At 40.0% G+C, this 24045-nt stretch carries 25 protein-coding genes; 20 read left to right on the top strand and 5 right to left on the bottom strand.

Features of this window, described 5'->3' with window-relative positions; all coding sequences use genetic code 11:
- Positions 1 to 156 precede the first annotated feature (156 nt).
- The 4 genes from CW745_RS04915 to CW745_RS04900 are packed head-to-tail and all read left to right on the top strand — an operon-like array spanning position 157 to position 3563.
- Positions 157 to 903 (top strand): flagellar basal body rod protein FlgF, encoded by a 747-nt coding sequence (locus CW745_RS04915; protein ID WP_101107400.1) that lies wholly within the window; start codon positions 157 to 159, stop codon positions 901 to 903.
- Between the two features lie 42 nt (positions 904 to 945).
- Positions 946 to 1734: a flagellar basal-body rod protein FlgG gene (gene flgG / locus CW745_RS04910; RefSeq protein WP_101107399.1), complete on the top strand. Its 789-nt coding sequence runs from the start codon at positions 946 to 948 to the stop codon at positions 1732 to 1734.
- An 11-nt stretch (positions 1735 to 1745) separates the two neighbouring features.
- On the top strand, positions 1746 to 2429 hold the full coding sequence (gene flgH / locus CW745_RS04905) for a flagellar basal body L-ring protein FlgH (protein ID WP_101107398.1): 684 nt from the start codon (positions 1746 to 1748) through the stop codon (positions 2427 to 2429).
- Positions 2430 to 2462: 33 nt separating this feature from the next.
- Entirely contained in the window at positions 2463 to 3563 is a 1101-nt protein-coding gene (locus CW745_RS04900) for a flagellar basal body P-ring protein FlgI (RefSeq protein WP_101107397.1), read from the top strand.
- Between the two features lie 124 nt (positions 3564 to 3687).
- On the opposite strand, the gene CW745_RS04895 is transcribed toward CW745_RS04900, so the two are convergent.
- Entirely contained in the window at positions 3688 to 5010 is a 1323-nt protein-coding gene (locus CW745_RS04895; protein ID WP_101107396.1) for a Na+/H+ antiporter family protein, read from the bottom strand.
- A 156-nt stretch (positions 5011 to 5166) separates the two neighbouring features.
- On the opposite strand from CW745_RS04895, the gene flgJ reads away from it, so the two are divergent.
- The 4 genes from flgJ to CW745_RS04875 all read left to right on the top strand — a co-directional run bounded on the left by flgJ (position 5167) and on the right by CW745_RS04875 (position 12162).
- Positions 5167 to 6162, top strand: coding sequence for a flagellar assembly peptidoglycan hydrolase FlgJ (gene flgJ / locus CW745_RS04890; protein WP_101107395.1), 996 nt, complete (start codon positions 5167 to 5169; stop codon positions 6160 to 6162).
- On the top strand, positions 6155 to 8227 hold the full coding sequence (gene flgK, locus CW745_RS04885) for a flagellar hook-associated protein FlgK (RefSeq protein ID WP_101107394.1): 2073 nt from the start codon (positions 6155 to 6157) through the stop codon (positions 8225 to 8227). Before flgJ ends, flgK begins: the two co-directional genes overlap by 8 nt.
- 144 nt (positions 8228 to 8371) lie before the next feature.
- Positions 8372 to 9877 carry a flagellar hook-associated protein FlgL gene (gene flgL / locus CW745_RS04880; RefSeq protein WP_101107393.1) on the top strand — a complete coding sequence of 502 codons (1506 nt, stop codon included), beginning with the start codon at positions 8372 to 8374 and terminating at the stop codon, positions 9875 to 9877.
- Between the two features lie 263 nt (positions 9878 to 10140).
- Positions 10141 to 12162: a flagellin gene (locus CW745_RS04875; protein ID WP_101107392.1), complete on the top strand. Its 2022-nt coding sequence runs from the start codon at positions 10141 to 10143 to the stop codon at positions 12160 to 12162.
- Positions 12163 to 12286: 124 nt separating this feature from the next.
- On the opposite strand, the gene rrtA is transcribed toward CW745_RS04875, so the two are convergent.
- On the bottom strand, positions 12287 to 12853 hold the full coding sequence (gene rrtA, locus CW745_RS04870; RefSeq protein WP_101107391.1) for a rhombosortase: 567 nt from the start codon (positions 12851 to 12853) through the stop codon (positions 12287 to 12289).
- A gap of 30 nt (positions 12854 to 12883) precedes the next feature.
- Between rrtA and CW745_RS04865 the strand changes: the two genes are divergently transcribed.
- Positions 12884 to 13492 (top strand): tRNA-uridine aminocarboxypropyltransferase, encoded by a 609-nt coding sequence (locus tag CW745_RS04865; RefSeq protein WP_101107390.1) that lies wholly within the window; start codon positions 12884 to 12886, stop codon positions 13490 to 13492.
- A 4-nt stretch (positions 13493 to 13496) separates the two neighbouring features.
- Entirely contained in the window at positions 13497 to 13916 is a 420-nt protein-coding gene (arfB, locus tag CW745_RS04860) for an alternative ribosome rescue aminoacyl-tRNA hydrolase ArfB (RefSeq protein ID WP_101107389.1), read from the top strand.
- Between the two features lie 72 nt (positions 13917 to 13988).
- On the opposite strand, the gene infA is transcribed toward arfB, so the two are convergent.
- Together infA and CW745_RS04850 are read right to left on the bottom strand one after the other, a co-directional pair.
- The gene (gene infA, locus CW745_RS04855) at positions 13989 to 14207 is read right to left on the bottom strand and encodes a translation initiation factor IF-1 (protein ID WP_015465665.1); all 219 of its coding nucleotides are present in this window, start codon (positions 14205 to 14207) and stop codon (positions 13989 to 13991) included.
- Positions 14208 to 14345: 138 nt separating this feature from the next.
- On the bottom strand, positions 14346 to 15068 hold the full coding sequence (locus CW745_RS04850) for an arginyltransferase (RefSeq protein ID WP_101107388.1): 723 nt from the start codon (positions 15066 to 15068) through the stop codon (positions 14346 to 14348).
- A 98-nt stretch (positions 15069 to 15166) separates the two neighbouring features.
- Between CW745_RS04850 and CW745_RS04845 the strand changes: the two genes are divergently transcribed.
- The 9 genes from CW745_RS04845 to nqrM all read left to right on the top strand — a co-directional run bounded on the left by CW745_RS04845 (position 15167) and on the right by nqrM (position 22829).
- Positions 15167 to 15478 (top strand): BolA family protein, encoded by a 312-nt coding sequence (locus tag CW745_RS04845; RefSeq protein ID WP_101107387.1) that lies wholly within the window; start codon positions 15167 to 15169, stop codon positions 15476 to 15478.
- Between the two features lie 246 nt (positions 15479 to 15724).
- Positions 15725 to 17065 (top strand): Na(+)-translocating NADH-quinone reductase subunit A, encoded by a 1341-nt coding sequence (locus tag CW745_RS04840; protein WP_101107386.1) that lies wholly within the window; start codon positions 15725 to 15727, stop codon positions 17063 to 17065.
- A 2-nt stretch (positions 17066 to 17067) separates the two neighbouring features.
- A complete protein-coding gene (locus CW745_RS04835; protein ID WP_101107385.1) occupies positions 17068 to 18273 on the top strand; it encodes an NADH:ubiquinone reductase (Na(+)-transporting) subunit B in 1206 nt (401 codons plus the stop codon).
- Positions 18266 to 19033: a Na(+)-translocating NADH-quinone reductase subunit C gene (locus tag CW745_RS04830; protein WP_101107384.1), complete on the top strand. Its 768-nt coding sequence runs from the start codon at positions 18266 to 18268 to the stop codon at positions 19031 to 19033. Before CW745_RS04835 ends, CW745_RS04830 begins: the two co-directional genes overlap by 8 nt.
- A complete protein-coding gene (locus CW745_RS04825; protein ID WP_101107383.1) occupies positions 19026 to 19658 on the top strand; it encodes an NADH:ubiquinone reductase (Na(+)-transporting) subunit D in 633 nt (210 codons plus the stop codon). Before CW745_RS04830 ends, CW745_RS04825 begins: the two co-directional genes overlap by 8 nt.
- A gap of 5 nt (positions 19659 to 19663) precedes the next feature.
- Positions 19664 to 20272 (top strand): NADH:ubiquinone reductase (Na(+)-transporting) subunit E, encoded by a 609-nt coding sequence (gene nqrE / locus CW745_RS04820; protein ID WP_101107382.1) that lies wholly within the window; start codon positions 19664 to 19666, stop codon positions 20270 to 20272.
- 65 nt (positions 20273 to 20337) lie between these two features.
- Entirely contained in the window at positions 20338 to 21561 is a 1224-nt protein-coding gene (gene nqrF, locus CW745_RS04815) for an NADH:ubiquinone reductase (Na(+)-transporting) subunit F (protein ID WP_101107381.1), read from the top strand.
- 117 nt (positions 21562 to 21678) lie between these two features.
- Complete coding sequence (locus tag CW745_RS04810; protein ID WP_343226075.1) at positions 21679 to 22605, top strand: FAD:protein FMN transferase; 927 nt, start codon at positions 21679 to 21681, stop codon at positions 22603 to 22605.
- Positions 22605 to 22829 carry a (Na+)-NQR maturation NqrM gene (nqrM, locus tag CW745_RS04805; RefSeq protein WP_101107379.1) on the top strand — a complete coding sequence of 75 codons (225 nt, stop codon included), beginning with the start codon at positions 22605 to 22607 and terminating at the stop codon, positions 22827 to 22829. Before CW745_RS04810 ends, nqrM begins: the two co-directional genes overlap by 1 nt.
- Before the next feature lie 149 nt (positions 22830 to 22978).
- Here nqrM and CW745_RS04800 read toward each other — a convergent pair whose 3' ends face one another.
- Entirely contained in the window at positions 22979 to 23428 is a 450-nt protein-coding gene (locus CW745_RS04800) for a YaiI/YqxD family protein (RefSeq protein ID WP_101107378.1), read from the bottom strand.
- 296 nt (positions 23429 to 23724) lie between these two features.
- Between CW745_RS04800 and CW745_RS04795 the strand changes: the two genes are divergently transcribed.
- Complete coding sequence (locus CW745_RS04795; protein ID WP_028866731.1) at positions 23725 to 23934, top strand: cold-shock protein; 210 nt, start codon at positions 23725 to 23727, stop codon at positions 23932 to 23934.
- Positions 23935 to 24045: the final 111 nt, after the last annotated feature.

The following is a 24045-nucleotide window of genomic DNA, read 5'->3' as shown; positions in this document are numbered from 1 at the left end:
CTCTATAACTGTTACTCCTTGAAAAGGCACCTAATTTTAGGTGCCTTTTTGTTTTTATTAGCATCTTATTTTCTTTGGCATACCTCTTGCATTTCTATTTGTATAAGTCACATCAATCGTCACTATCTATCGAATGAGTTCGGTTAAGGAATACATATGGATAAGTTTTTATACATCTCAATGTCTGGTGCAAAAGAGAATATGAATGCGTTAGCTATCCATTCTAACAACCTAGCTAATGCTAATAAGACCGGATTTAAAGCCAGTTTCGAACAAGCACGCAGCATGCAAGTTTATGGACAAGGGCAACCTACTCGTGTTTTTGCTTTGACAGAGGAGCCTGGTCAAAACTTTGAAAGTGGCATTATGCAAACCACTGGCCGTGATTTAGATATATCCATACAGGGCGATGGCTGGTTTGTCGTAGAAAGCGAGCTAGGCGGTGAAGGTATGAGCCGTTCAGGTGGTCTTAATATTAATAATGACGGCATGTTAGTGGATAGTAATGGTAGTCAGGTACTTGATATACAGGGGATCCCTATTTATATCCAACTACCTGTTGAAAAATTTAATATACGTCAAGATGGCATGGTCGAAGTACGTCCTGAGGGCGCACCTGCGGAAGCGATGGAAGAGATTGCACAAATAAAATTAGTAAATCCAGATGTAAAAGGTTTGATGCGTGGAGAGGATGGTCTGTTTAGACAAATCGACGGTCAGGATCCTGAATGGGATAGAACTGTTCGGGTACAAAGTGGAACGCTTGAGGCGTCCAATGTGAATTTAAGTAGTGAGTTAACCAGTTTAATTAACTTGCAACGACATTTTGAAATGCAGATAAAAATGATGAAAAACGCAGAAGAGATCGATAAAAGTTCTGAAACGTTATTGCGTGTTGTGTAAACAAGTCATCACTGTCATTTTAATTAATCTAAGGAGAAATTTATGCATCCCGCTTTATGGATAAGTAAAACAGGGTTAGATTCCCAACAAACTAACGTAGCCACTATTTCTAATAACTTAGCCAACGCGAGTACCGTTGGTTTTAAAAAGAGTCGCGCAGTTTTTGAAGATTTACTTTATCAAAATATTAATCAGCCTGGTGCTAATGCGACGCAAAATACAAAGCTTCCCTCTGGTTTGATGATTGGTGCGGGTGCAAAAGTGGTTGCCGTACAAAAGAATTTTACACAGGGTAATGCACTTACAACCAATAACTCCTTAGATATCATGATTGATGGTCGTGGTTTTTTTGAAATAGAGATGCCTGATGGTAGTTCATCATATACGCGTAATGGCCAATTTCAGTTAAATGAAGAAGGGATTATTGTTACGCCAGGTTCAGGTTACCCATTATTACCGCAAATTCAAATCCCTAATGACGCACAATCAATCAGTATTGGTGCAGAGGGAGAAGTCTCTGTGCGTGTTGCCGGTCAAGCAGAAAACCAAGTTGTTGGCCAGCTCAACGTTAATGATTTCGTTAACCCATCGGGTCTTGAACCTTTAGGGGAGAATCTATATTCAGAAACAGGAGCAAGTGGTGCGCCATTGCAAGGTGTTCCTGGTGCTGATGGCATGGGGTTTATGCGTCAAGGAATGCTCGAAACATCTAATGTAAATGTAACTGAAGAGCTGGTTAACCTGATTGAAAGTCAACGAGTGTATGAGATGAACTCAAAAGTGATTTCTGCCGTTGATGAAATGCTCTCTTACGTTAGTCAGCAGTTATAATAGGAGGATTTATGCTTAAGTTTATCTCGTTAGTCGGCTTAATGCTCGTTTCAGGTTGTACTTCATTACCAGATACTGAAGTGAAAAATGATCCTGAGTTCGCGCCTATCGAACCTACGGAGGCGGGTATTGATGTGGTTAATACTGGTTCACTATTTCAAGATAACTACGTTAATAATCTCTATTCTGATATTAAAGCTCACCGTATTGGTGACATTATTACTGTTTATTTAGAGGAAGCTACTTCGGCGAGTAAAAAAGCAGGCTCTAGCCAAGAAAAGAAAAACAGTTATAACTTAGATATTGATCCGATGACATTGCCAGGCAGTGGTACTAACCCATTAGCGCTTTCAGGTTTGTCTATTGGAGCAAATCAAAATAGTAAATTTGAAGGCGATGCTGATGCTGACCAAAGCAATAACCTACAAGGTAGTATCACTGTAAATGTGGTACGTGTACTTAGCAATGGCAACCTCGTTATTCGAGGAGAAAAGTGGTTGATGCTGAATAACGGCGAAGAGTATGTCCGTATTAAAGGGGTTATTCGTTCGGAAGACGTGAGCTCTGATAATACTGTATCGTCAATGCGTGTTGCCAATGCACGTATTCAATACGGTGGTACTGGGGACTTTGCTAATACGCAAAAACAAGGTTGGTTAACTGCATTTTTCAATGGCCCTTATTGGCCAATCTAATTTACCTATTGAGTCTCACTCAAGGAGTTTTTCATGACATCATTTAAAAAAATACTCATTAGTCTCATCATAGCTAGCTTTGCGAGTACTTCATTTGCTGCACGCATTAAAGATGTCGCGAGTGTACAAGGTGTTCGTAGTAACCAATTAGTGGGTTATGGTTTAGTCGTTGGTTTACCGGGTACAGGTGAAAAAAGTAGTAAATTCACCGAGCAAGCATTTGCCACTATGCTGAGAAATTTTGGTATCAATATTCCAGCAGGGCAGACATTGAAAATTAAAAATGTCGCACCTGTTGCGATCACTGCAAACTTAGAAGCTTTTGCAAAGCGAGGTCAAACCATTGACGTTACAGTGTCAGCCATTGGTGAAGCTAAAAGCTTACGTGGTGGCGAGTTATTACAAACCTTTTTAAAGGGGGTTGACGGAAAAGTTTATGCGCTCGCACAGGGAAGTTTAGTGGTTGGTGGTTTAGGTGCAGAAGGTGCTGATGGCTCAAAGGTGGTGATTAACACCCCAACAGTTGGTCGTATTTCAAATGGTGCAATTGTGGAGCGTGAAGTGATATCGCCCTTTGCAAGTGGCGATAGCATTACCTTTAACTTACATCAGTCTGATTTTACAACGGCAAAGCGTTTAGCTGATACAATTAATAATTTAGTTGGGCCGAACACCGCATCATTATTAGATGCAACTTCGATTAAAGTGTTAGCGCCCCGTGAAATTTCGCAACGTGTCTCGTATTTATCAACGCTTGAAAACTTAACCTTTGAGCCCGCTCGTGGTAATGCAAAGATTATTGTTAATTCGAGAACAGGTACCATTGTGGTTGGTCAAGATGTGAAGTTATTACCTACAGCTATCACTCATGGGGGGATTAGCGTCACTGTTAGTGAAAATCAAGAAGTTTCACAACCGAATGCTTTTGCCAGAGGAAATACGGAAGTTACCGATAACAGTACAATTAATATCACGCAAGAAGATAGTCGCATGTTTAAATTTGATACTGGCGTGAGTTTGAATGACTTAGTTCGTGCTGTAAATGAGGTCGGTCTTGCACCGGGAGATTTAATGGCGATACTTGAAGCATTAAAACAAGCGGGAGCGATACAGGGCGAATTAATTATTATATAACTTATAAAGGATGGTCTAAAGGCTGGAAAGCTTGAGGGCTTAAAGGCAGGAAAGTTTAAAAGCTTGAGGGTTTTCCAGCCTTCTAGCCTTCCAGCGTTTTTTTCTTCTAGCCTTCGAGCGTTTTCTAAAGTGTCATCGCAGCAACCCAACCAAATACGATTAATGGAAGGTTGTAATGAACAAAAGTAGGTACAACAGTATCCCAGATATGATCATGTTTACCGTCACTATTTAAGCCTGATGTCGGCCCTAAGGTTGAGTCTGAAGCTGGGGAACCTGCATCACCTAGTGCCGCAGCCGTACCAACCAATGCGATGGTCGCCATTGGTGAGAAACCAAATGCAATGGCTAATGGTACATAAATAGTGGCAATAATTGGGATGGTTGAGAATGAAGAGCCAATTCCCATTGTCACTAACAGACCAATAATGAGCATTAATAATGCGGCTAATGCTTTGTTATCACCAATGCTATCACTTAAAAATGCCACCAAGGTTTCAACGCTACCGGTTGCTTTCATGACCGCTGCAAAACCGGCTGCTGCAATCATAATAAAACCGATCATAGCCATCATATGTACCCCTTTAGTGAATACATCCTGGGTCTCTTTCCATGCGATAACACCACCGACGGTAAACACTGTGAAACCTGCTAATGCACCAATAATCATAGAGCCTGAATAAAGCTGTATACCGAGAGTGGCAACAATGGCAACTGCTGCAACACTAATATGGCGTTTATTCAGTGACTTTAATTCAGGCTTTGTTTCATCTTGTTCACTAATGGGGTATTCGCGTGGTTTACGGTAGCTAATAAATACTGCAATTAGCAATCCTGTTAACATACCAAGTGCCGGCAAAATCATCGCTGTTGGTACTTGTGCAGCAGTCGCTTGTAAGCCATTGTCATGTAGGTTTTTAAGAAGAATGTTATGTAAGAAAATACCACCAAAACCTACAGGTAATACCATGTAAGGGGTTATCAAACCGAAGGTCAGAATACAAGCCACTAAGCGTCTATCTAAACGTAATTTATTAAATACGGTTAGAAGTGGTGGAATTAAGATAGGAATAAAAGCGATATGTACAGGAATAATATTTTGCGATGAAATGGTGATTAATAAAATACTACATAATACTGCATATTTAATGGTCAAAGACAGTTTATCTGGATGGTGGCCATGCAAACGTTTAATAACGGTTTGTGCTAATAGATCGGTTATTCCTGACTTTGAAATAGCAACTGCAAATGCACCGAGCATTGCATAGCTTAATGCAATCGTTGCACCTCCCCCTAAGCCCCCCTCGAAGGCACTGACCGTATCGGTGAGTGATAACCCTGCACTTAAACCACCCACGAGTGCACTCAGTGTCAATGCAATGACAACATTAATACGCATCATTGACAGAATGAGCATCAGGCACACGGCTAATAAAACTGGATTCATAAACATATTCCCCTTAAAAATGATGAGGGCATTCTACGTGACTCGAGCACTATATCAACCTTATTACTTACAGCGTATCAGCCTTGCATTTTAATACTGGCATTATTATTGCTTTATCTATGTGGAGAGTAAAAATAGATAAAGCGGGGGCTGATAATGAGTAATAACGCGGTAACACAATCAAGCAATTACTTTGACCTACAGGGGTTAGATCAACTGCGTCAAAAAGCGCAGGGTAATAGCAAAGAATCTATCCGCGAAGTTGCTAATCAGTTTGAATCTATGTTTGCCAGCATGCTTATTAAGTCGATGCGCCAAGCGAATGAAGCCTTTGAAACTGACAGCCCCTTTAATAACAAAAATACTAAGTTTTATACCGATATGCAGGACAAACAATTAGCGCTTGATATTAGTCGTCATGGATCTTTAGGGCTTGCAGATGCTTTAGTTCGACAACTTGACCCTACCTCGATTGCGCGTCCTGAGGCGATTGATCAGGAACAGTTGGTGATGCCAAACAGTGAGCAAGCTGCCACTTTGATGACGCTTAATAAATCACAGCCTGCGGTTGATTTAAATCAACCAGATAAAATGCAACCTAGCGTTGGTGTTTTGAAGGTAAACAATGAGACTTCAAATAACCAAGCCCCAAACCAAGTGTTTACAGATCAAAAATCATTTATTGAAACCTTAATGCCATTTGCCAAAAAAGTAGCCAATAAATTAGGTGTTTCACCCATTGCACTTATTGCGCAGTCTGCATTAGAAACAGGCTGGGGTAAGAAAATAATCAATGGTGCTGATAATCAAAGTAGCTTTAATCTTTTTAATATCAAAGCACATAAAAGCTGGCAGGGCGATAAGGTCGCTAAGGATAGCCTTGAGGTTGAAAATGGTGTTGGTATTAAACGTCGTTCAGACTTTAGAGCTTATGAAAACTTTGCACAAAGTTTTGCGGATTACGGACACTTTATTACTCATAATCAGCGTTATCAAGAAGCCTTAAAGCAGGGAACTAATGCGGATGCATATGTTGAAGAGCTACAAAAAGCAGGTTATGCAACCGATCCACAATATGCTGAAAAAATTAAACAAATCATGAACAACGAGTCGTTTAAAGCTGCACTAGTAGAAGGAGAGTCAAATGGCTGATCTATTTCAAATTGGTCTATCGGGAATTTACACCTCTCAAGCAAGCCTTGCGACAACGGGTCATAATATTGCCAATGTAAATACGGCTGGTTACTCACGTCAAAGTGTTGAAGTGAATACCGCGGGAGCGGATCGGTTTGGCGGTTATTTTGTTGGTCGTGGTGCAATTGTTGCCGGCATTGAGCGTGCATACGATCAATTTGCTTTCACTGAAAACATTATGAATACTTCACAATATGGCTATTCTAAAGAGGTATATCAGCAAACTAGTCAATTAGATATGTTGCTTTCTGATGAAAGTACTGCAGTTACCAAACCAGTATTAGAAGTGTTTGAATCGATCAATGGGGTTGCTGATCACCCAAATATGCTTGAATCAAGAAAAGTATTTCTTGAGTCTGCTACGAATATGATTAATCAGTATAACCGATTATATGACAGTTTAGAGATTCAATATAACGGCATTAATAATGATATCGTTAATACAGCAGATACGATAACCACCCTCGCCGATAACCTCGCCAATATTAATAGACAAATTTCTGCTGTGTTAGGAGCAGGTGGACAAAGTAATGCCAACGATCTTTTAGATCAACGTGATCAAGCTATTACTGAGTTAAGTCAATATGTTGACGTTTCTGTTGTCCCTGCTGATAACGGAATGGTAAATATCTATATTGGTAGTGGTCAATCTTTAGTGATGGGCGGTACTTCACTACAAATGATCTCTGTTAATGGCGACCCAGATCCTTCACGTAAAGAGTTGGCATTAAATATTGATGGTAATATGGCGCTTGTTGACGGGAGCCGTTTAGGGGGATCTGTCGCGGGGTTATTCGATACTCGTAATAACGATGTGGAGCGTGCCTTTAATCAGCTTGGACAAAATATTATTGGCTTAACACATTCTATTAATGAACAACAAAAAGAGGGAATGACGCTAGAAGGAAAGATTGGTGAAGATCTCTTTAACGATATTAATTCATTACAATCTATGCAAAATCGAGTGCTTGCGCATAACGATGGCTTAGGAAGCATGCAACTTAGTTTAAGAGTGGATGATTTAAGTACCTTAACCCCAGATGAATATGAATTGGTTGTGGATGATTACCAAGTGGGGCCACCCGAGAGCATCTCATTTATCTCTACAAACCGGACTACAGGCGCATCACAAACAATTTCTATTCCTGATATGTCTGTGACAGAGCGCGTTTCTATTCCTAATACGGGGTTAAGTTTAGGTATAGATACTATTGTGGCAACAGATCTTCCACAGCCTGGTAAAACGTTTACTCTTCGCCCTACAAGGCTAGCTGCACAAGAGGCAAGCCTACAGCATAAAGATCCTGAAAAAATTGCGGCAGCGGACGCGGAAATAAAAACCGTTGCTAATGATGCTAATACTGGTGATGCTGTATTGCGCACAAGCGCAATTAATAACCCTTTAGATCCACTCTATATGGATGAAGATAATCCATTAGAGATAGTCGTAACAGGTAATGTAGGTGGCGTGATCACCTATGATATCGTTGATAAAAACGGCACTCCAGTTACATTACCTGCAGGCTCAGCGAACAACTATGTACCTGCGGTTGCCGTTGGTGCACCATTAACAGGTTTAACGGTCACGCCTGATCTATTAACAGGAAAAGTCACCTTTGATCTTGCCGGTGTCGAAGTCGAAATGACAAAAGGATCACCACAAGCAGGAGATACATTTAAGCTTAATTATAATGAAACGGGTGATGGCGATAACCGCAATATGATGAAGATTGCTGATCTTCAGAATCAGAAAATAATGAATAATAAAAAGGCAACTTTTGCCGATGTCTACAGTGGCATGATTTCAGAAATTGGTGCTAAAACTGCTAATGCTGACGTATCGATGCAATCAACTGCTATTCTTCAAAATCAATCATTTGAACGTATTCAAAGTTCTAGTGGTGTCAACATGGATGAAGAGGCAGCTAATTTATTGCAATACCAACAGCATTATAGTGCGGCTGCCCGTGTCATTTCTGTGGCGACTGAAATCTTTGATACCATTTTACAAGCCGCGCGATAACACTAAGCAAAGCGATAACTATTAATTGAATCGCTTTGCCACTTCAAAAAAATACTTTTAAATTTCAAACTGGAATAATTATTGCATTCTTTTAAATACTTAGATTAAGCCACCCGCTTTAGAAAGGTATTAAGAGAGGCAATTATGCGTATTTCCACACAGGTCTTTTTCCAACGTAATGTTGATAGTGTATTGGGGCAACAAACTAAATTAAGCCAGCAAAACATGCATTTATCTACATCTAAACGCGTCATTCATGGCTCTGATGATGCCGTTGCAATTTCCACTATTCAGCGATTGAAGCAAGATTTAAGCATGGGTGAGCAATTTTTAAAGAATGGTGAGATGGCTGAAACGGCTAATGCGTTGGAAGAAACCTCCTTACAACAAGTTACAAATATTCTACAAAGAGTACGTGAACTGTTAGTGACTGCGGGTAACGAAACTTATAACGCACAAAACCGTGAAGCGGTTGCCGTTGAATTGGAAGGCTTACGTGAAGAACTCATGGGAGTAGCTAATACTCGCGATGGCAATAGTCAGTTTATTTTTGCCGGTTTTGAAGTTGATACTCAGCCCTACCAAAGCAATGAGTTTGGCACCATTGAATACCACGGTGATAACGGCGATCGTAATTACAAAGTGGGACCAGGTGTCTTCGTGCAAGGTAATGATTCTGGTGCTTCTGTATTTAATGAAATCGCAGAGGGTAATGGGACTTTTGTTTCCGAGGCTAATATCAACAATAATGGCTCGGGCGTAATCAATGAGGCATCAGTCATTGATAGCAAAGCTGCGAATGGTTTTTTAAGTGAAGACTACACTGTTGCTATCACTGAAACTGCCGCTGGCGCCGATCCTGATTACTCTGTGTATGGTTTAAAAGAAACAACGGTGACTGGGAATGCGACCATCAATCTAGCTTCCGTTGATATTAGCGATCCAAACTTTGCTAGCTTCGATCCCGCTTTGTATGATCCCGCCGTTGCGAATGGTGTCACCGTTGGCTTTGTTGCCGTAGGGCCATTATTCGAGGTCACAGTTAACGGTGTTTCCGCAACGCCAGCTGCTATGTATGATCCTGCTGATACGAATCAGCAAAGCGTTAATTTGAATGGATTAAACTTTGACATTCAGGGGGTACCTGATGTTACTGATAGTTATACACTTAATAAATATGTTGAACCGACTAAATATACGGAAGGCCAGTCAATTGAATTTAATGGTATTAAAACAGAGCTAAAAGGTAATGTGATGAATACCGATTCATTTGCCCTGCGTCAAAGTGGCGAAAAAGATATTTTTTCTACCATTAAAGATGCCATTGATACCTTAAGAATACCTGGTGAAGATGATGTTGCCTCCGCTCAGCGTGAAATGCGTTTTAACATGGCACGTCTGCAAGTTGATAATGCCATGGAAAATGTTTCGGGTATTCGTACCTCAGTAGGTGCGCGTATGCGAACTATCGATAATCAAAGTGAATCCACGCAGGACTTTAATTTAACCAATCAAAAAACATTGTCGAATTTGGAAGATCTAGATATGGCTGCCGCTATTAGTGAGTTTAAAATGCAGATGAGCTTACTTGAAGTCTCGCAACAAACATTTGTACAGATGCAATCATTAAGTTTGTTTAAACTTATTTAACTCATGTTTTTCTATGATTAAAAAGAGGCAATTAATTGCCTCTTTTTTTTTGCCCCCTATTCACTATCTAAAAAAAGATCTTTTGACAGATAGTCTTTACCCCTAACCCCTTGTTTTAGCAGTGCTGTTGTTTAAAAAACAACCTGTTTAAAAAGTTGGCATGCAAATCGCATTGTAAACCATGAGAGTAAAAATTGACGGTAATTAATGAACAATTGCCGATTCCCCCCAAAACGGGATAGCAAAGGAACTAGGAGTAAATTATGGCTCAAATGATAAATACCAACATAATGTCGCTAAATGCACAGCGTCAGTTAAACAAAAGTCAAAATACGCAAAATGAAGCGATGGAGCGTCTCTCTTCAGGTTTACGTATCAATAGTGCTAAAGATGATGCAGCTGGTCTTGCCATTGCAACCGGTATGGAATCTCAAATTCGTGGTATTAACCAAGCGGTTCGTAATGCCAATGATGGTATCTCAATGTCGCAAACCGCTGAGGGTGCGATGGATGAGATGACCAATATTTTGCAACGTATGCGTGAGCTATCTATTCAGGCTGCCAATGATACCAACTCATCATCAAACAGAGCATCAATCCAGAAAGAGGTTGACCAACTTTATGAAGAGTTAGACAGAATTTCAACGGTTACCCAATTTAATGGCGTTAACTTACTTGATGGTAGTGGTGGTAGTACAACACTTCAAATTGGTGCCAACTCCGGTGAGCGTTTAACGTTCTCTATTGATGCGGTAACAACCACCGATCTTAACTTAAATGCAGTCTCTGGTTTGGGTGATTTAAATGGTGGACGTGTTTCTGGTGCTGTTTCCCCTGTTGGTACGGCTGGTGCTATTCCCGAAGGTACGGTTGCTATTAATGGTGTTGATATTGGCGCTGTTGCAACAACCGCAGGTACCATTGCAAGCGCTAATGTAATTGCAACTGCGATTAATGACAAACAAGGCTTAACAGGTGTCACTGCAACGGCATACAATGTTGTAGAAGGTGCTGCTGGCATAGATGGTAAGACTGATGGATCTTTAACAATTTCCGTTGATGGGGCGACCGCAATTCCGATTGGTGCGACATCAAGTCCTCAAGATTTAGTTGATACCATTAACCGTGATGTAGGTGGAGTGACAGCTGCACTTAATAGTGAAGGTGGTTTGATATTAAGTAATGATACTGGTAAATCTATTACTATAGGTGGAGCTGGTGCTGCTCAAGTAGGCCTAGTTGCTGATAGCTACGAAGGCTACGTGTCATTAACTAGTGCAGACGGAAGCCCGGTGGAAGTATCTACGGGGACGAACGGAACTGTTTCTGATGTTCAAGATATGGGCTTTAATGTCTCTGTAGGGTCGGATGTCATTAAAGGTGGCGAAGTAAAAGTGAGCAATGGTGCAATTACAGCTAATGACGGTATTGTTATTAACGGTGTTGAGTTAGGCGCTGTAACGGGGACTTCAGCAGCAGATAAAGCCTTTGCTATTAATGCAATTTCAGATGAGACTGGTGTATCAGCTTCTGCAACGACAACAATCGAGTACTCTGTAGAAATTTCAACTATGGCGGCTGAAGGGGCGACAGGATTTACCATTAATGGTGCGGTTATTGATATGACGGCCACTAACAGTGCCCTTGCTGCTCCACCCACTACGCTTGATGAGGTTGTAGGGGCAATTAATGCTTCTGGTATTCAAGGTGTAGTTGCAAGCGCAAGTGAAGATGGTAAATTAATATTAACCTCACAGTCAGGCAATGACGTTAATGTGACGACAACAACAGGTAACCCATTTGTTGGTAATACTACGACTGGTACTGGTCTAACAACCCGTGGTGAAATAACGCTTACAGGTCAAGATGGAGCTGATGTTACAATTACTAGCACAGCATCAACAGAGGCAGAAAAGGAACAAGCCTTTGATAAGCTTGGCTTAACAGATATGGGCGGAAACTCTGGTGCTGTGGGTAAAGGCTTAAGTGTGAATACTGCAGCTAATGCGTCGAACTCCATCAATCGTATTGATGACGCGCTACAAAAAATATCAGATTCACGAGCAAATCTAGGTGCGATTCAAAACCGTTTAGGCTCAACAATTTCGAATCTTGAAAATGTATCGCAAAACTTATCGGGTGCAAAATCACGTATTTATGATGCAGACTTTGCTGCTGAAACGTCGAAAATGAGTAAAGCGCAAATCTTGCAACAAGCTGGTACTTCTATGCTATCGCAAGCGAATGCAAGTACACAAAACGTATTATCGCTCCTACAAGGGTAGACGTTAAGTAATAGCCGATGAGAAGCTGAACATCAGCTTTCCATCGCAGAAAAATGGGTGAAAATTTCTTTGGTTTTTACTCTCATTTTCTCCGACGACTCGCCCATTTAAAGGTAGCCTATGGCTACCTTTTTCTATTTATTGCATTTAATAATGCAAAAAAGAGTAACCCTGCTACTGCGCCATATAGGTGTGCATTTACCATGACAGGAGCGTCAATTAATTCCATGGTACTTTGTGTTGCGCCAAAAAATTGTTCATGCGCAAGCTTAAGTAACAGTCCCACTGCTAATAAATATCCCCATGCCGTCTTACGCTGTATATCGCAAGCAATCCCGAAGCTAAATAACGCATGTAATACTCCGGAAAGTCCAACATACCCGATGAGAGATGGCTCAAGGAAAAAGAGTGATAGGCCGATGATAACGGAGCTAAAAATAATTAACATCGTGAGCGTCATTATTTTGAACGATTCGAAAAATAGCCCGATTGTGACTAATAATCCTAGTAGGTTCATGGCAAGGTGATTAAAGTTGGTGTGGCAAAAAGTGGCCGTTATTAATCGCCAAAGCTCGAATTGGGAGATATCGCTGTGGTAATATGCTAGCCAATGACTTGTTTTTGGTTCAAACAGGTAGATGCTGATGCAAAGTAAAACATAAACAGTGGTTTCAATATAAAGTGAGCGCATGTGTTTTCATTTCTACATTAAGGTTAAATAATGGCTAAAAGAGCGCGTTGCGATAACTGTTTAAAAGCGAGCTCTGCTTGTATTTGTCACACTATCAAAGCAATTAATAATGTACATCGCTTACATATTTTACAAGATCCCAGTGAAGAGAAAAAAGCGATTGGAACGGCGCGCATTTTAAAGCTCTCTTTAAAAAATGTACAACTTTCGGTGGGAGAGTTGTTTAATGAACAAGAGTTCGATCTCAATAACTGTTATCTCTTGTTCCCGAGTGACGAAGCGATCTCCGCAACTCAATGTAATAAACAATTTAGATTAAACGATCAAAGCGTATTTATATTACTTGATGGGAGCTGGAAAAAAGCCTATAAGCTTTTAATGAGTAACCCTTTTTTGCAAGCCTTACCTAGGGTTTCTATTGATGCTGACGCAAAGAGTAATTATCGTTTACGTAAGTCTCCCCGGGATGATGGATTATCAACAGTCGAAGCGGGGTATTATCTGCTATCACAATTAGAAGACGACACAGATAAGTTTTTCCCACTTCTGGAAAGCTTTGAATATATGATCGATTATCAAATATCTAAGATGCCAGCGGATCTATACCGTCGCCATTATTTAGATAAAACAAAGGATTAATATAATGCCACTGAAAATTTCTAACGGCGTCGAAATTGCCGATTGGCAAATAGAATTAACGGCTATTCGTGCTCAAGGGGCAGGTGGACAGAATGTTAATAAGGTTAGTTCAGCAATACATTTACGATTTGATGTTAATAGGTCAACATTACCTGCGTTCTATAAAGAGCGTCTATTGCAGCTTTCTGATGCGCGTATCACTAGTGATGGTGTTATTGTACTAAAAGCACAAAATCACCGTACTCAAGAAAAAAATCGTTCAGATGCCTTGGAACGCTTGAAAACGCTGATTTTATCTGCGGTAGTGGTACAAAAAGCAAGACGTCCCACAAGAGCGACACGAAATTCACAGGTAAGACGCGTTGATAAAAAAACACAACGTGGAGCGACTAAAAATCTGAGAAGTAAAAAGATTGATTATTAGGTTGCTAAAATATAAGTCTAAGAACTAAAAAACCAGCACTAGGCTGGTTTTTTCATGGACGTTAATTATTAATTAACGTGCACGGAACACAATGCGACCTTTAGATAAGTCATATGGTGTTAATTGAACTGTTACTTTATCACCCGTTAAGATACGGATGTAGTTTTTACGCATTTTACCAGAGATATGCGCTGTTACCATGTGGCCGTTTTCTAGCTCTACACGGAACATTGTGTTAGGCAGGGTATCCATGATGGTGCCTTGCATTTCAATACTATCTTCTTTTGCCATTCGTAATGGATCCTTAATGTTTTTTGGTTTCCTCAATCATTTCGAGGAATAGTGCTAATTTCAATCGGCGCATCATGCCAGAATTATATGAATGGGTAAAGGTTTGTTGCTTGTTTATTGTGCTATTTACTAAAATATCTACGATTGAAAACTTTTCCAATCGCCATCAATAAAACGCTGGTGTGGATTAAATTGTGTTTTGTAATTCATTTTCTGACAGGATGCGATGTAATAACCAAGGTAGAGCCAGTCAATTTTATGGGCATTGGCGAGCCTTAACTGTGTTAATACTGCAAATTTCCCCAGTGAAAATGCTTGATAATCAGGATCATAAAAACAGTAAAATGCACTCCATGCAATGCCGGTAGCACTCTGAATTTGATCTGTAATACTCACCGAAATTAATTTTTCTTGATCATAAATTTCAATAAACAATGCTTCATTCCATTGGCTTTGGATAAAATCATCATACTGTGATTTTGAGGGCGGGAACATTGGGCCATCTGCATGAACTTCAGAGATGTAGCGCTGGTAAAGGGAAAAATATTGAGCTGAGGTGTTTTTTGCGATTTTAATAATGAAATGCTTATTCTTATTTGTTAAACGTTTTTGACTTCGTGATGGTGAAAAGTGGCTCACAGGAATACGAAGCGATTGACACGCTTGGCAATTTTCACAGTGAGGTCGGTAAACTTGATCGCCACTTCGTCTGAAACCATTCGCTAACAATGTTGGATAATAGGTTTTAGCATTTATTTCGGGTTCAATTAACATGATTAATGTTTCTTGATGATCCGCTAAATAGGAGCAAGGGAATGGCTTTGTAATCCCTACATTAAGGGAAGTAGATTGAGTCGACAAAAAACACCTGCTATTGTGATTTGATAAAGGTATAGGCTCAGGCTAATCGGCTACCTTTAAAATATATAAAGTGAAATTAATAGCTTAAGGATAGATCAATGAAGGTACAAGGTATTATCGAAAAAATATTAACGGAAAATATAGATTGTCTATATTTACAGGTTGAAAATGAAAGTCATCGACATGCTGTTCCTGCTAATTCAGAAACCCATTTTAAAGTGACCGTTGTGAGCGAGCAGTTTAATGGAAAAATGCTCATTGCAAGACATCGGTTAATTAATGAATTATTAGCAGAACAGTTAGCTGGCCCCGTGCACGCGCTCGCTATGCATACATACACACCATTGCAATGGCAAGAGAAAGGCAATCGTTCACCGCTCTCAGCTGATTGTATGGGAGGCGGTAAGTAGCAAAGAGAAAATGTTAAAACAGTATCGGTTATGTAAAATTATTTCACATAAAAGTTTGAACTCAATAGAGTTACTAGATGCAATAGCGATGGTAATCTCAGGGCAAATAATGGTAATATAGCGCGGAATTTTTTAGTCTACTTGTTAATCGATTGTTAAAGTTATTTTTCACAATCGCGTAACTTGTAATGTTTTTATGCCGAAAGGCATCTAACTCTTCTTCCCGTAAACATAGTGCAAATAAATATGATTACTATAAAAAAAGGACTGGATCTCCCTATTAGCGGAGCACCAGAGCAAGTTATTCAGGATGGTCCAGCCATTACTGAAGTAGCTATACTAGGCGAAGAATATGTTGGTATGCGTCCATCAATGGCTGTTAAAGCCGGCGATACTGTAAAGAAAGGCCAAGTTCTTTTTGCTGATAAAAAGAACCCTGGTGTTAAATTTACCGCTCCAGCATCTGGTGTAGTTAAAGAGATTAATCGTGGTGCAAAACGTGTTTTGCAATCTGTTGTTATTTCAGTTGAAGGTCAAGAGTCAGTCTCTTTCCCAAAATATGAAAGTGCACAACTGGCAAAACTTGAGCGCACTTCGATCGTTGAAAACTTAGTTGATTCTGGTGCATGGACAGCCCTTCGTACGCGTCCTTTCAGTAAAGTACCAGCGGTTGATGCAATACCTGCATCGATTTTTGTTACTGCTATGGATACTAATCCACTAGCTGCAGATGCTGAGTTGATTATTAATGAAAACCAACAAGCATTTACCGATGGTTTAGCTGTGTTATCGCAACTAACGGCTGGTAATGTTTATGTTTGTAAAGGCGAAGGTAAATTACCTACCTCTGACATAAGTCGTGTTGAAGAGAAGTTATTCTCTGGTGTTCACCCAGCAGGCCTGGCTGGAACACATATTCATTTCATTGATCCGGTTTCAATTAATAAGCAAGTATGGTCAATCAATTACCAAGATGTGATTGCATTTGGTCAACTGTTTGTAACGGGTGAGCTTTATGTAAATAAAGTTATCTCTCTTGCTGGCCCTGCTGCCACAAAACCACGTTTATTACGTACAGTAATAGGTGCTTCAACTGCTCAATTAACTGCAAATGAATTGGTCGCTGGTGATGTGCGAGTTATTTCTGGTTCGGTTTTATGTGGTGTAACCGCTTACGGCCCTCATGCTTTCCTTGGTCGTTACCATAACCAAGTGTCTGTCTTACTAGAAGGTTACGAAAAAGAGCTGTTTGGCTGGGGGGCTCCTGGTGTAAACAAACATTCTGTTGCACGTGTATTCCTTTCTGCTTTAAATAAAGCTAAACGTTTTGCATTCACTACCACAACGGGTGGCAGTAAACGTGCAATGGTGCCAATTGGTCAATATGAACGTGTTATGCCTCTGGATATTTTGCCTACGGTATTATTACGAGACTTAATTGTTGGCGACAGCGATGGTGCTCAAACACTAGGCTGTTTAGAGTTAGATGAAGAAGATTTAGCGTTATGTACTTATGCATGTCCAGGTAAGTATGACTACGGTAATTACCTACGTGCTAACCTAAATAAAATTGAGAAGGAAGGCTAAACATGGGGCTTAAACATATAATTGAGAAAATGGAGCCGCATTTCGAGGCAGGGGGACGCCATGAAAAATGGTACGCTCTGTACGAAGCTGCTGCGACATTTTTCTATACTCCTGGATATGTTACAAAAGGGATCACGCATGTGCGTGATAACCTTGACCTTAAACGAATGATGATATTTGTTTGGTTAGCAACATTCCCTGCGATGTTTTACGGTATGTATAACACCGGCTTACAAGCTAATGAGGCAATCATTGGCGGTTATGCTGCACTTGACGATTGGCGTGTTGCTATCTTAAATATGTTAGGCGTGACCATGGGGTCTGGTGCTAATTTATTTGATAACTTCCTGTTCGGGGCAATGTATTTCCTACCTATTTATGCCGTAACATTTATTGTTGGTGGCTTTTGGGAAGTATTATTTGCAAGTGTGCGTAAGCATGAAGTTAATGAAGGTTTCTTCGTTTCTTCTGTACTGTTTGCATTGATCGTACCTGCAACTATTCCACTTTGGCAAGTTGCCCTAGGTATTACCTTTGGTGTTGTTGTTGCTAAAGAGATATTTGGTGGCACAGGTCGTAACTTCTTAAATCCTGCGCTTGCTGGCCGTGCTTTCCTATTCTTTGCTTATCCTACTGATATTTCTGGTGATGCAGTGTGGACTGCAGTTGATGGATTCTCTGGTGCAACATCACTAAGTGTAATGTCTCAAGGCGGTTTAGAAGCTGTTCAGGCTAACTTATCTTGGATGGATGCTTTCATCGGTAATATGCAGGGTAGTGTTGGTGAAGTTTCAACGCTAGCAATCTTAATCGGTGGTGCATTTATTGTTATTACTGGCATTGCATCGTGGCGAATTATAAGTGGTGTCATGATCGGTATGATTGCGACTTCATTATTATTTAACGCGATTGGCAGTGATACTAACCATATGTTCCAATTACCTTGGTATTGGCACTTAGTAATGGGTGGTTTTGCCTTTGGTATGATATTCATGGCAACAGATCCTGTGTCTGCATCATTTACAAACAAAGGTCGCTGGGCTTACGGTGCTTTGATTGGTGTAATGGTTGTTCTTATTCGTGTGGTTAACCCTGCGTTCCCAGAGGGTATGATGCTGGCTATCTTATTTGCTAACCTATTCGCTCCATTATTTGACTACTTTGTAGTGCAAGGAAACATCAAACGGAGGTTGACACGTAATGTCTAATCAACAAGAAACATTCGGCAAAACGATGATTGTTGTACTAGCAGTGTGTCTAGTATGTTCAATTATTGTAGCGGGCGCAGCTGTTGGTTTACGTCCTATGCAGGTTAAGAATAAAGAGCTTGATAAACAAAGTAATATTCTTGCCGTTGCAGGTATCGAAAAAACAGTAGAAGAAGCCTTTAAATCAAATATTAAAATGAAAATTGTTGATTTAAACACAGGTGAATTTGTTGCTGATAATGCCAAATACGACCAACGTATTGCTGCCAAAGATCCGGCAAAAAGTATTAAGCTAGATGCTGAGCAAGATGTAGCTAAAATTGGACGTCGTGCAAACCTGGCAACTGTCTATTTAGTGAATGACGATAATGGTCAACTACAACGTATCATATTGCCTGTTCATGGTGCTGGTCTATGGTCAACGATGTATGCATTTGTGGCGATTAAAGCTGATGGCAATACTATCGAAGGTCTTACTTACTACGATCAAGGTGAAACACCTGGGCTAGGTGGTGAGGTTCAAAACCCTCGCTGGCGTGCTGTGTTTGTAGGTAAAGAGCTATTTGATGAGAATGGTCAACCTGCAATTAACGTTGTTAAAGGTCAAGCTGCACCAGAGTCAAAGCATGATGTTGATGGATTATCTGGCGCAACATTAACGGCAAATGGCGTACAGAACACCTTTGACTTCTGGTTAGGTAAGAATGGATTTGGTCCATTTCTTAGCAAAGTACGTGAAGGAGCGCTAAATAATGGCTAAATCAAGTGAATTGAAAGAGGTACTAACCTCTCCTGTAGTCAGCAATAACCCGATTGCACTACAAATTCTAGGGGTATGTTCTGCACTAGCAGTAACTGCAACGTTAGAAACAGCGTTTGTAATGACGCTGGCGGTTGTCTTTGTAACTGCATTCTCTAACTTGTTTATCTCAATGATTCGTAACTTTATTCCAAATAGTGTACGTATCATCGTGCAGATGGCTATTATCGCTTCATTGGTTATCTTAGTTGACCAAGTGCTACGTGCTTATGCATACGGCTTATCGACGCAATTATCAGTATATGTTGGTCTTATCATCACAAACTGTATTGTAATGGGCCGCGCTGAAGCATTTGCGATGAAGAACAAACCTTTCCCAAGTTTAATGGATGGTATCGGTAATGGTTTAGGTTACGGTTTCATTCTTATCCTTGTAGGTGGTTTCCGTGAACTATTTGGTTCTGGTGCACTGTTTGGTTTTGAAATCTTGCCATTAATCTCTAATGGTGGTTGGTACCAAGGTAACGGTCTATTGCTATTACCACCAAGTGCCTTCTTTATCATTGGTGGCATTATTTGGGCGATTCGTACCGTTAAACCTGAACAAGTAGAGCCAAAGGAGTAATTTGAATGGAACATTATTTAAGCATATTTGTTCGCTCTATTTTCATGGAAAATATGGCATTAGCTTTCTTTTTAGGGATGTGTACGTTCCTAGCTGTATCTAAGAAAGTTAAAACGTCGATGGGTTTAGGTGTCGCGGTTATCGTGGTACTAGGTATCTCGGTACCGGTTAACCAAATCATTTACTTTAACTTATTAGCACCTGGCGCACTAGAGTGGGCTGGTTTCCCTGATGCAGATTTAAGCTTCTTAGGCTTTATCACATTCATCGGTGTAATCGCTGCGCTAGTACAAATACTAGAGATGGTATTAGATAAATACTTCCCTGCTTTGTATCAAGCATTAGGTATTTTCTTGCCGCTTATTACCGTTAACTGTGCAATATTCGGTGGTGTATCATTTATGGTACAACGTGAATATAACTTATTAGAGTCAGCGGTCTACGGTATTGGTAGTGGTGTTGGTTGGACATTAGCAATTATTGCCCTAGCGGGTATTCGTGAAAAAATGAAATATTCAGACGTGCCAGATGGTTTACGTGGTCTGGGTATTACATTCGTAACAACAGGTTTAATGGCATTAGGTTTCATGTCATTCTCTGGTATTCAGTTGTAATTGCACTGTTTAATCTATTAGTAATTTCGGAGGCTTAGGCCTCCACAGAACAAGGAAAAAGTCGGATGATAGAAATATTTCTCGGCGTTGCCATGTTTACAATTGTTGTTTTGGCGTTAGTGGTAATTATTTTATCGGCAAAAGCAAAACTAGTAAGCTCTGGTGACATTACAATTGCTGTTAATGGTGATGCAGATAAAAACATCACAACACAAGCAGGTGGAAAACTACTGGGTGCATTAGCAAACTCGGGTATTTTTGTATCTTCTGCCTGTGGTGGTGGTGGTACATGTGGTCAGTGTCGCGTTAAAGTTAAATCTGGTGGCGGCGATATTCTACCTACAGAATTAGATCATATTAGTAAAAAAGAAGCGAAGGAGGGTGAGCGTCTTTCTTGTCAGGTAAATGTTAAAGAAGATATGGACATTGAGCTACCTGAAGAGATCTTTGGTGTTAAGAAATGGGAATGTGAAGTTATCTCTAATGGTAATGAAGCAACCTTTATTAAAGAGCTTAAACTTCAAATCCCAGATGGTGAATCAGTACCATTCAGAGCCGGTGGTTATATCCAAATTGAAGCGCCTGCACATCATGTTAAATATAAAGACTTTGATATTGAAGAGCAGTACCGTGGTGATTGGGAGCACTTTAAGTTTTTCGATTTAGAGTCAAAAGTAGACGAAGAAACGATTCGTGCTTACTCAATGGCGAACTACCCTGGTGAAGAAGGTATTATCATGTTGAACGTGCGTATTGCTACGCCACCTCCGCGTGATCTATCTCTACCATGTGGTAAAATGTCATCGTATATCTTTAGTCTTAAAGCTGGCGATAAAGTCACTATTTCAGGCCCATTTGGTGAGTTCTTTGCTAAAGAAACTGAAAATGAGATGGTATTTGTTGGTGGTGGTGCTGGTATGGCACCAATGCGTTCACATATTTTCGACCAGTTCCGTCGCTTACATACAAAACGTAAATGTAGCTTTTGGTACGGTGCCCGATCTAAGCGTGAAATGTTCTACGTAGAAGATTTCGACACTATCGCGAAAGAGAATGAAAACTTTGAATGGCATGTTGCACTAAGTGATCCGCAACCAGAAGATAATTGGGAAGGTTACACTGGCTTCATCCATAACGTATTGTTAGAAAATTACCTGAAAGATCATGAAGCGCCAGAAGATTGTGAGTTTTACATGTGTGGTCCACCGGTGATGAACTCTGCTGTTATCTCAATGCTGAAAGACTTAGGTGTTGAAGATGAAAATATCATGCTTGATGACTTCGGTTGATCATTAATGATGCATCAGATAACTAAATGGCTAGCCTTAATAGGGCTAGCCTTTTTTATTTCATCCTGTAGTGACCCCACACCAAAAACTAAACTTGTTTTAGTGCAGGGGAAAACCATGGGGACCTATTACCAGGTGACTATGGCTCTCAATGAGCAGCAACAACTTGACGCAGCTTATAAGATCTCAGCAATTCAAGTCGAAATAGATAAACAATTAGAATTGGTGAATGATCAGATGTCTACCTACAGGCCTGATTCAGAGTTAAGTCGATTTAACAAAGCTAAGGAAACCTTAGAGGTATCACCTGCGACAGCTTATGTTGTTAAAGCTTCTTTAGCATTATTTAATCAATCTAATGGTGCTTTTGATGTGACGGTCGGGCCGTTGGTTAATTTATGGGGCTTTGGTCCTGATAAAAAACCAATTAAAGTTCCGAGTGATGAAACTATCAAAAAAAGACAACAATGGGTTGGAAGTCAGTATTTAGGAGTGAGGGACAATACGCTGTATAAAGCGAAACCTGAACTATATGTTGATTTGTCATCTATCGCTAAAGGTTATGGCGTTGATGTGGTTGCTCAATATTTAGAAAGTCGCGGTATTAATGATTATCTTGTTGATATTGGTGGGGAGTTACGTGCTAAAGGTGTTAAGCCTCAGAACGAACAATGGATGCTTGCTATCGAGCGACCTAACATTGGACAAAATGTACAGCGACTGCTTCAAATTGGTGATAATGCTATTGCAACTTCAGGTGATTATCGTAATTACTATGAATTTGATGGTATTAGGTATTCTCACACCATTGATCCTAAAACGGGAAAACCGATTAATCACAAACTAGTCTCGGTGACCGTTATTCATGAAAGTAGTATGATGGCTGATGGATTAGCTACGGTGATTAGCGTATTAGGGCCAGAAGAAGGGCTTACCTTTGCTAAACAACAAAAATTAGCGGTATTTTTACTTGTTAAACAAGGCGATGAATATATCGAGCAGTTTACTGCTGAATTTAAGCCTTATCTATTTGAGGAAAAATAATGATTTATTTTATTGCTACATTTGTGGTCTTTTTAGTGGTGATCGTGGCGATGGCCATTGGTTATATTGTTAATAAAAAAACCATTGGAGGAAGTTGCGGAGGCTTAGCATCGGTAGGTATCGATAAAGAGTGTGATTGTCCGGAACCTTGTGATAATCGAAAAAAGAAAAACGCAGAAGCTGAGCGTATTGCGAAGCTTAAAAGTGCCGAACAAATATTATAGGTATTAGCCTTAAAGGCTGGAAGGTTTAAAAGCGGTAAGGCATAAAGGCTAGAGGGCTAGAAGGCTGGAGAGGTTAAAGGCTTGAAGGCTAGAGAGTTTTCCCGCTTTCTAGCCTTATTACTTTCTTGCTTTCAAACCTTCTTGTCTTTTCAAGCCTTATTCTTTTGTAACCATCTATCTAAGGCATTTGCGAATGCCTGCTTCTCTTTATCAGCAAACTTAGATTGTCCACCCGTCATCTGCCCGATATCCCGCATCTCTTGTGCAAAATTGCGCATTGCTAATCGTTGACGGATATTTTCGGCAGTATATAGCTCGCCACGAGGGTTAAGTGCCGTGATCCCTTTTTCTACTATCTCGGCAGCGAGAGGGATATCTTGTGTAACAACAAGATCACTTTTTCCAACATGTTGAGAAATGTAGTTATCTGCCACATCAAAGCCCTGTGCAACTTGCACGGTTTTTATTAACGCCCTGCGTGGCACTGGTAATGTACTATTAGCAACAAAAATAAGTGGCGTACTAGTTCGTTCGCTGGCTCTTATTACTATCTCTCGTACTGGAACTGGGCAAGCATCTGCATCTATCCAAATCGTCATTTTTTATTTCCTGATAAACAATATGTGTGCCATTTTATACCGGAATTTCCAATAATGTGAGGAATATATAATAGAAGGCTTTTATTTTTAAAAATTTTATATTTTAAATAAATAGGTGTTGACAGCTATTTAAAGCCATATATACTCTTTCACAGCTTGAGAGTTAGTTTTATATTTATGTTCATTGTTCCGTATTATGTACCGAATCCTATACTTCATAAGTAATAGCAACACTTCTAGCAAAAATGCCTTGAATAGCAAGGTTAAATTACTCAAAAATTAAATAGGATACTATTATGTCTACAACTACTACTGGTACAGTAAAATGGTTCAACGAATCTAAAGGTTTTGGTTTCATTGAGCAAGAAAACGGTCCAGACGTATTTGCACACTTCTCTGCAATCGCAAGCACTGGTTTTAAAACTCTTGCTGAAGGCCAAAAAGTACAGTTCACTGTTACTCAAGGTCAAAAAGGTCCTCAAGCAGAAAACATCGTAGCTCTTTAATATTGCTTCGATGAGCTAAAACTAGCTCATTATGTTTGAATAGAAGGTAATCCTAAGGGGTTGCCTTTTTTTGTGCCTGTAAGAAAATGTTTGAGCTAACAGCTAACAGCT

The organism is Psychromonas sp. psych-6C06 (assembly GCF_002835465.1).
GTDB lineage: Bacteria > Pseudomonadota > Gammaproteobacteria > Enterobacterales > Psychromonadaceae > Psychromonas.
This window is presented reverse-complemented; position numbering and strand designations above follow the sequence as displayed.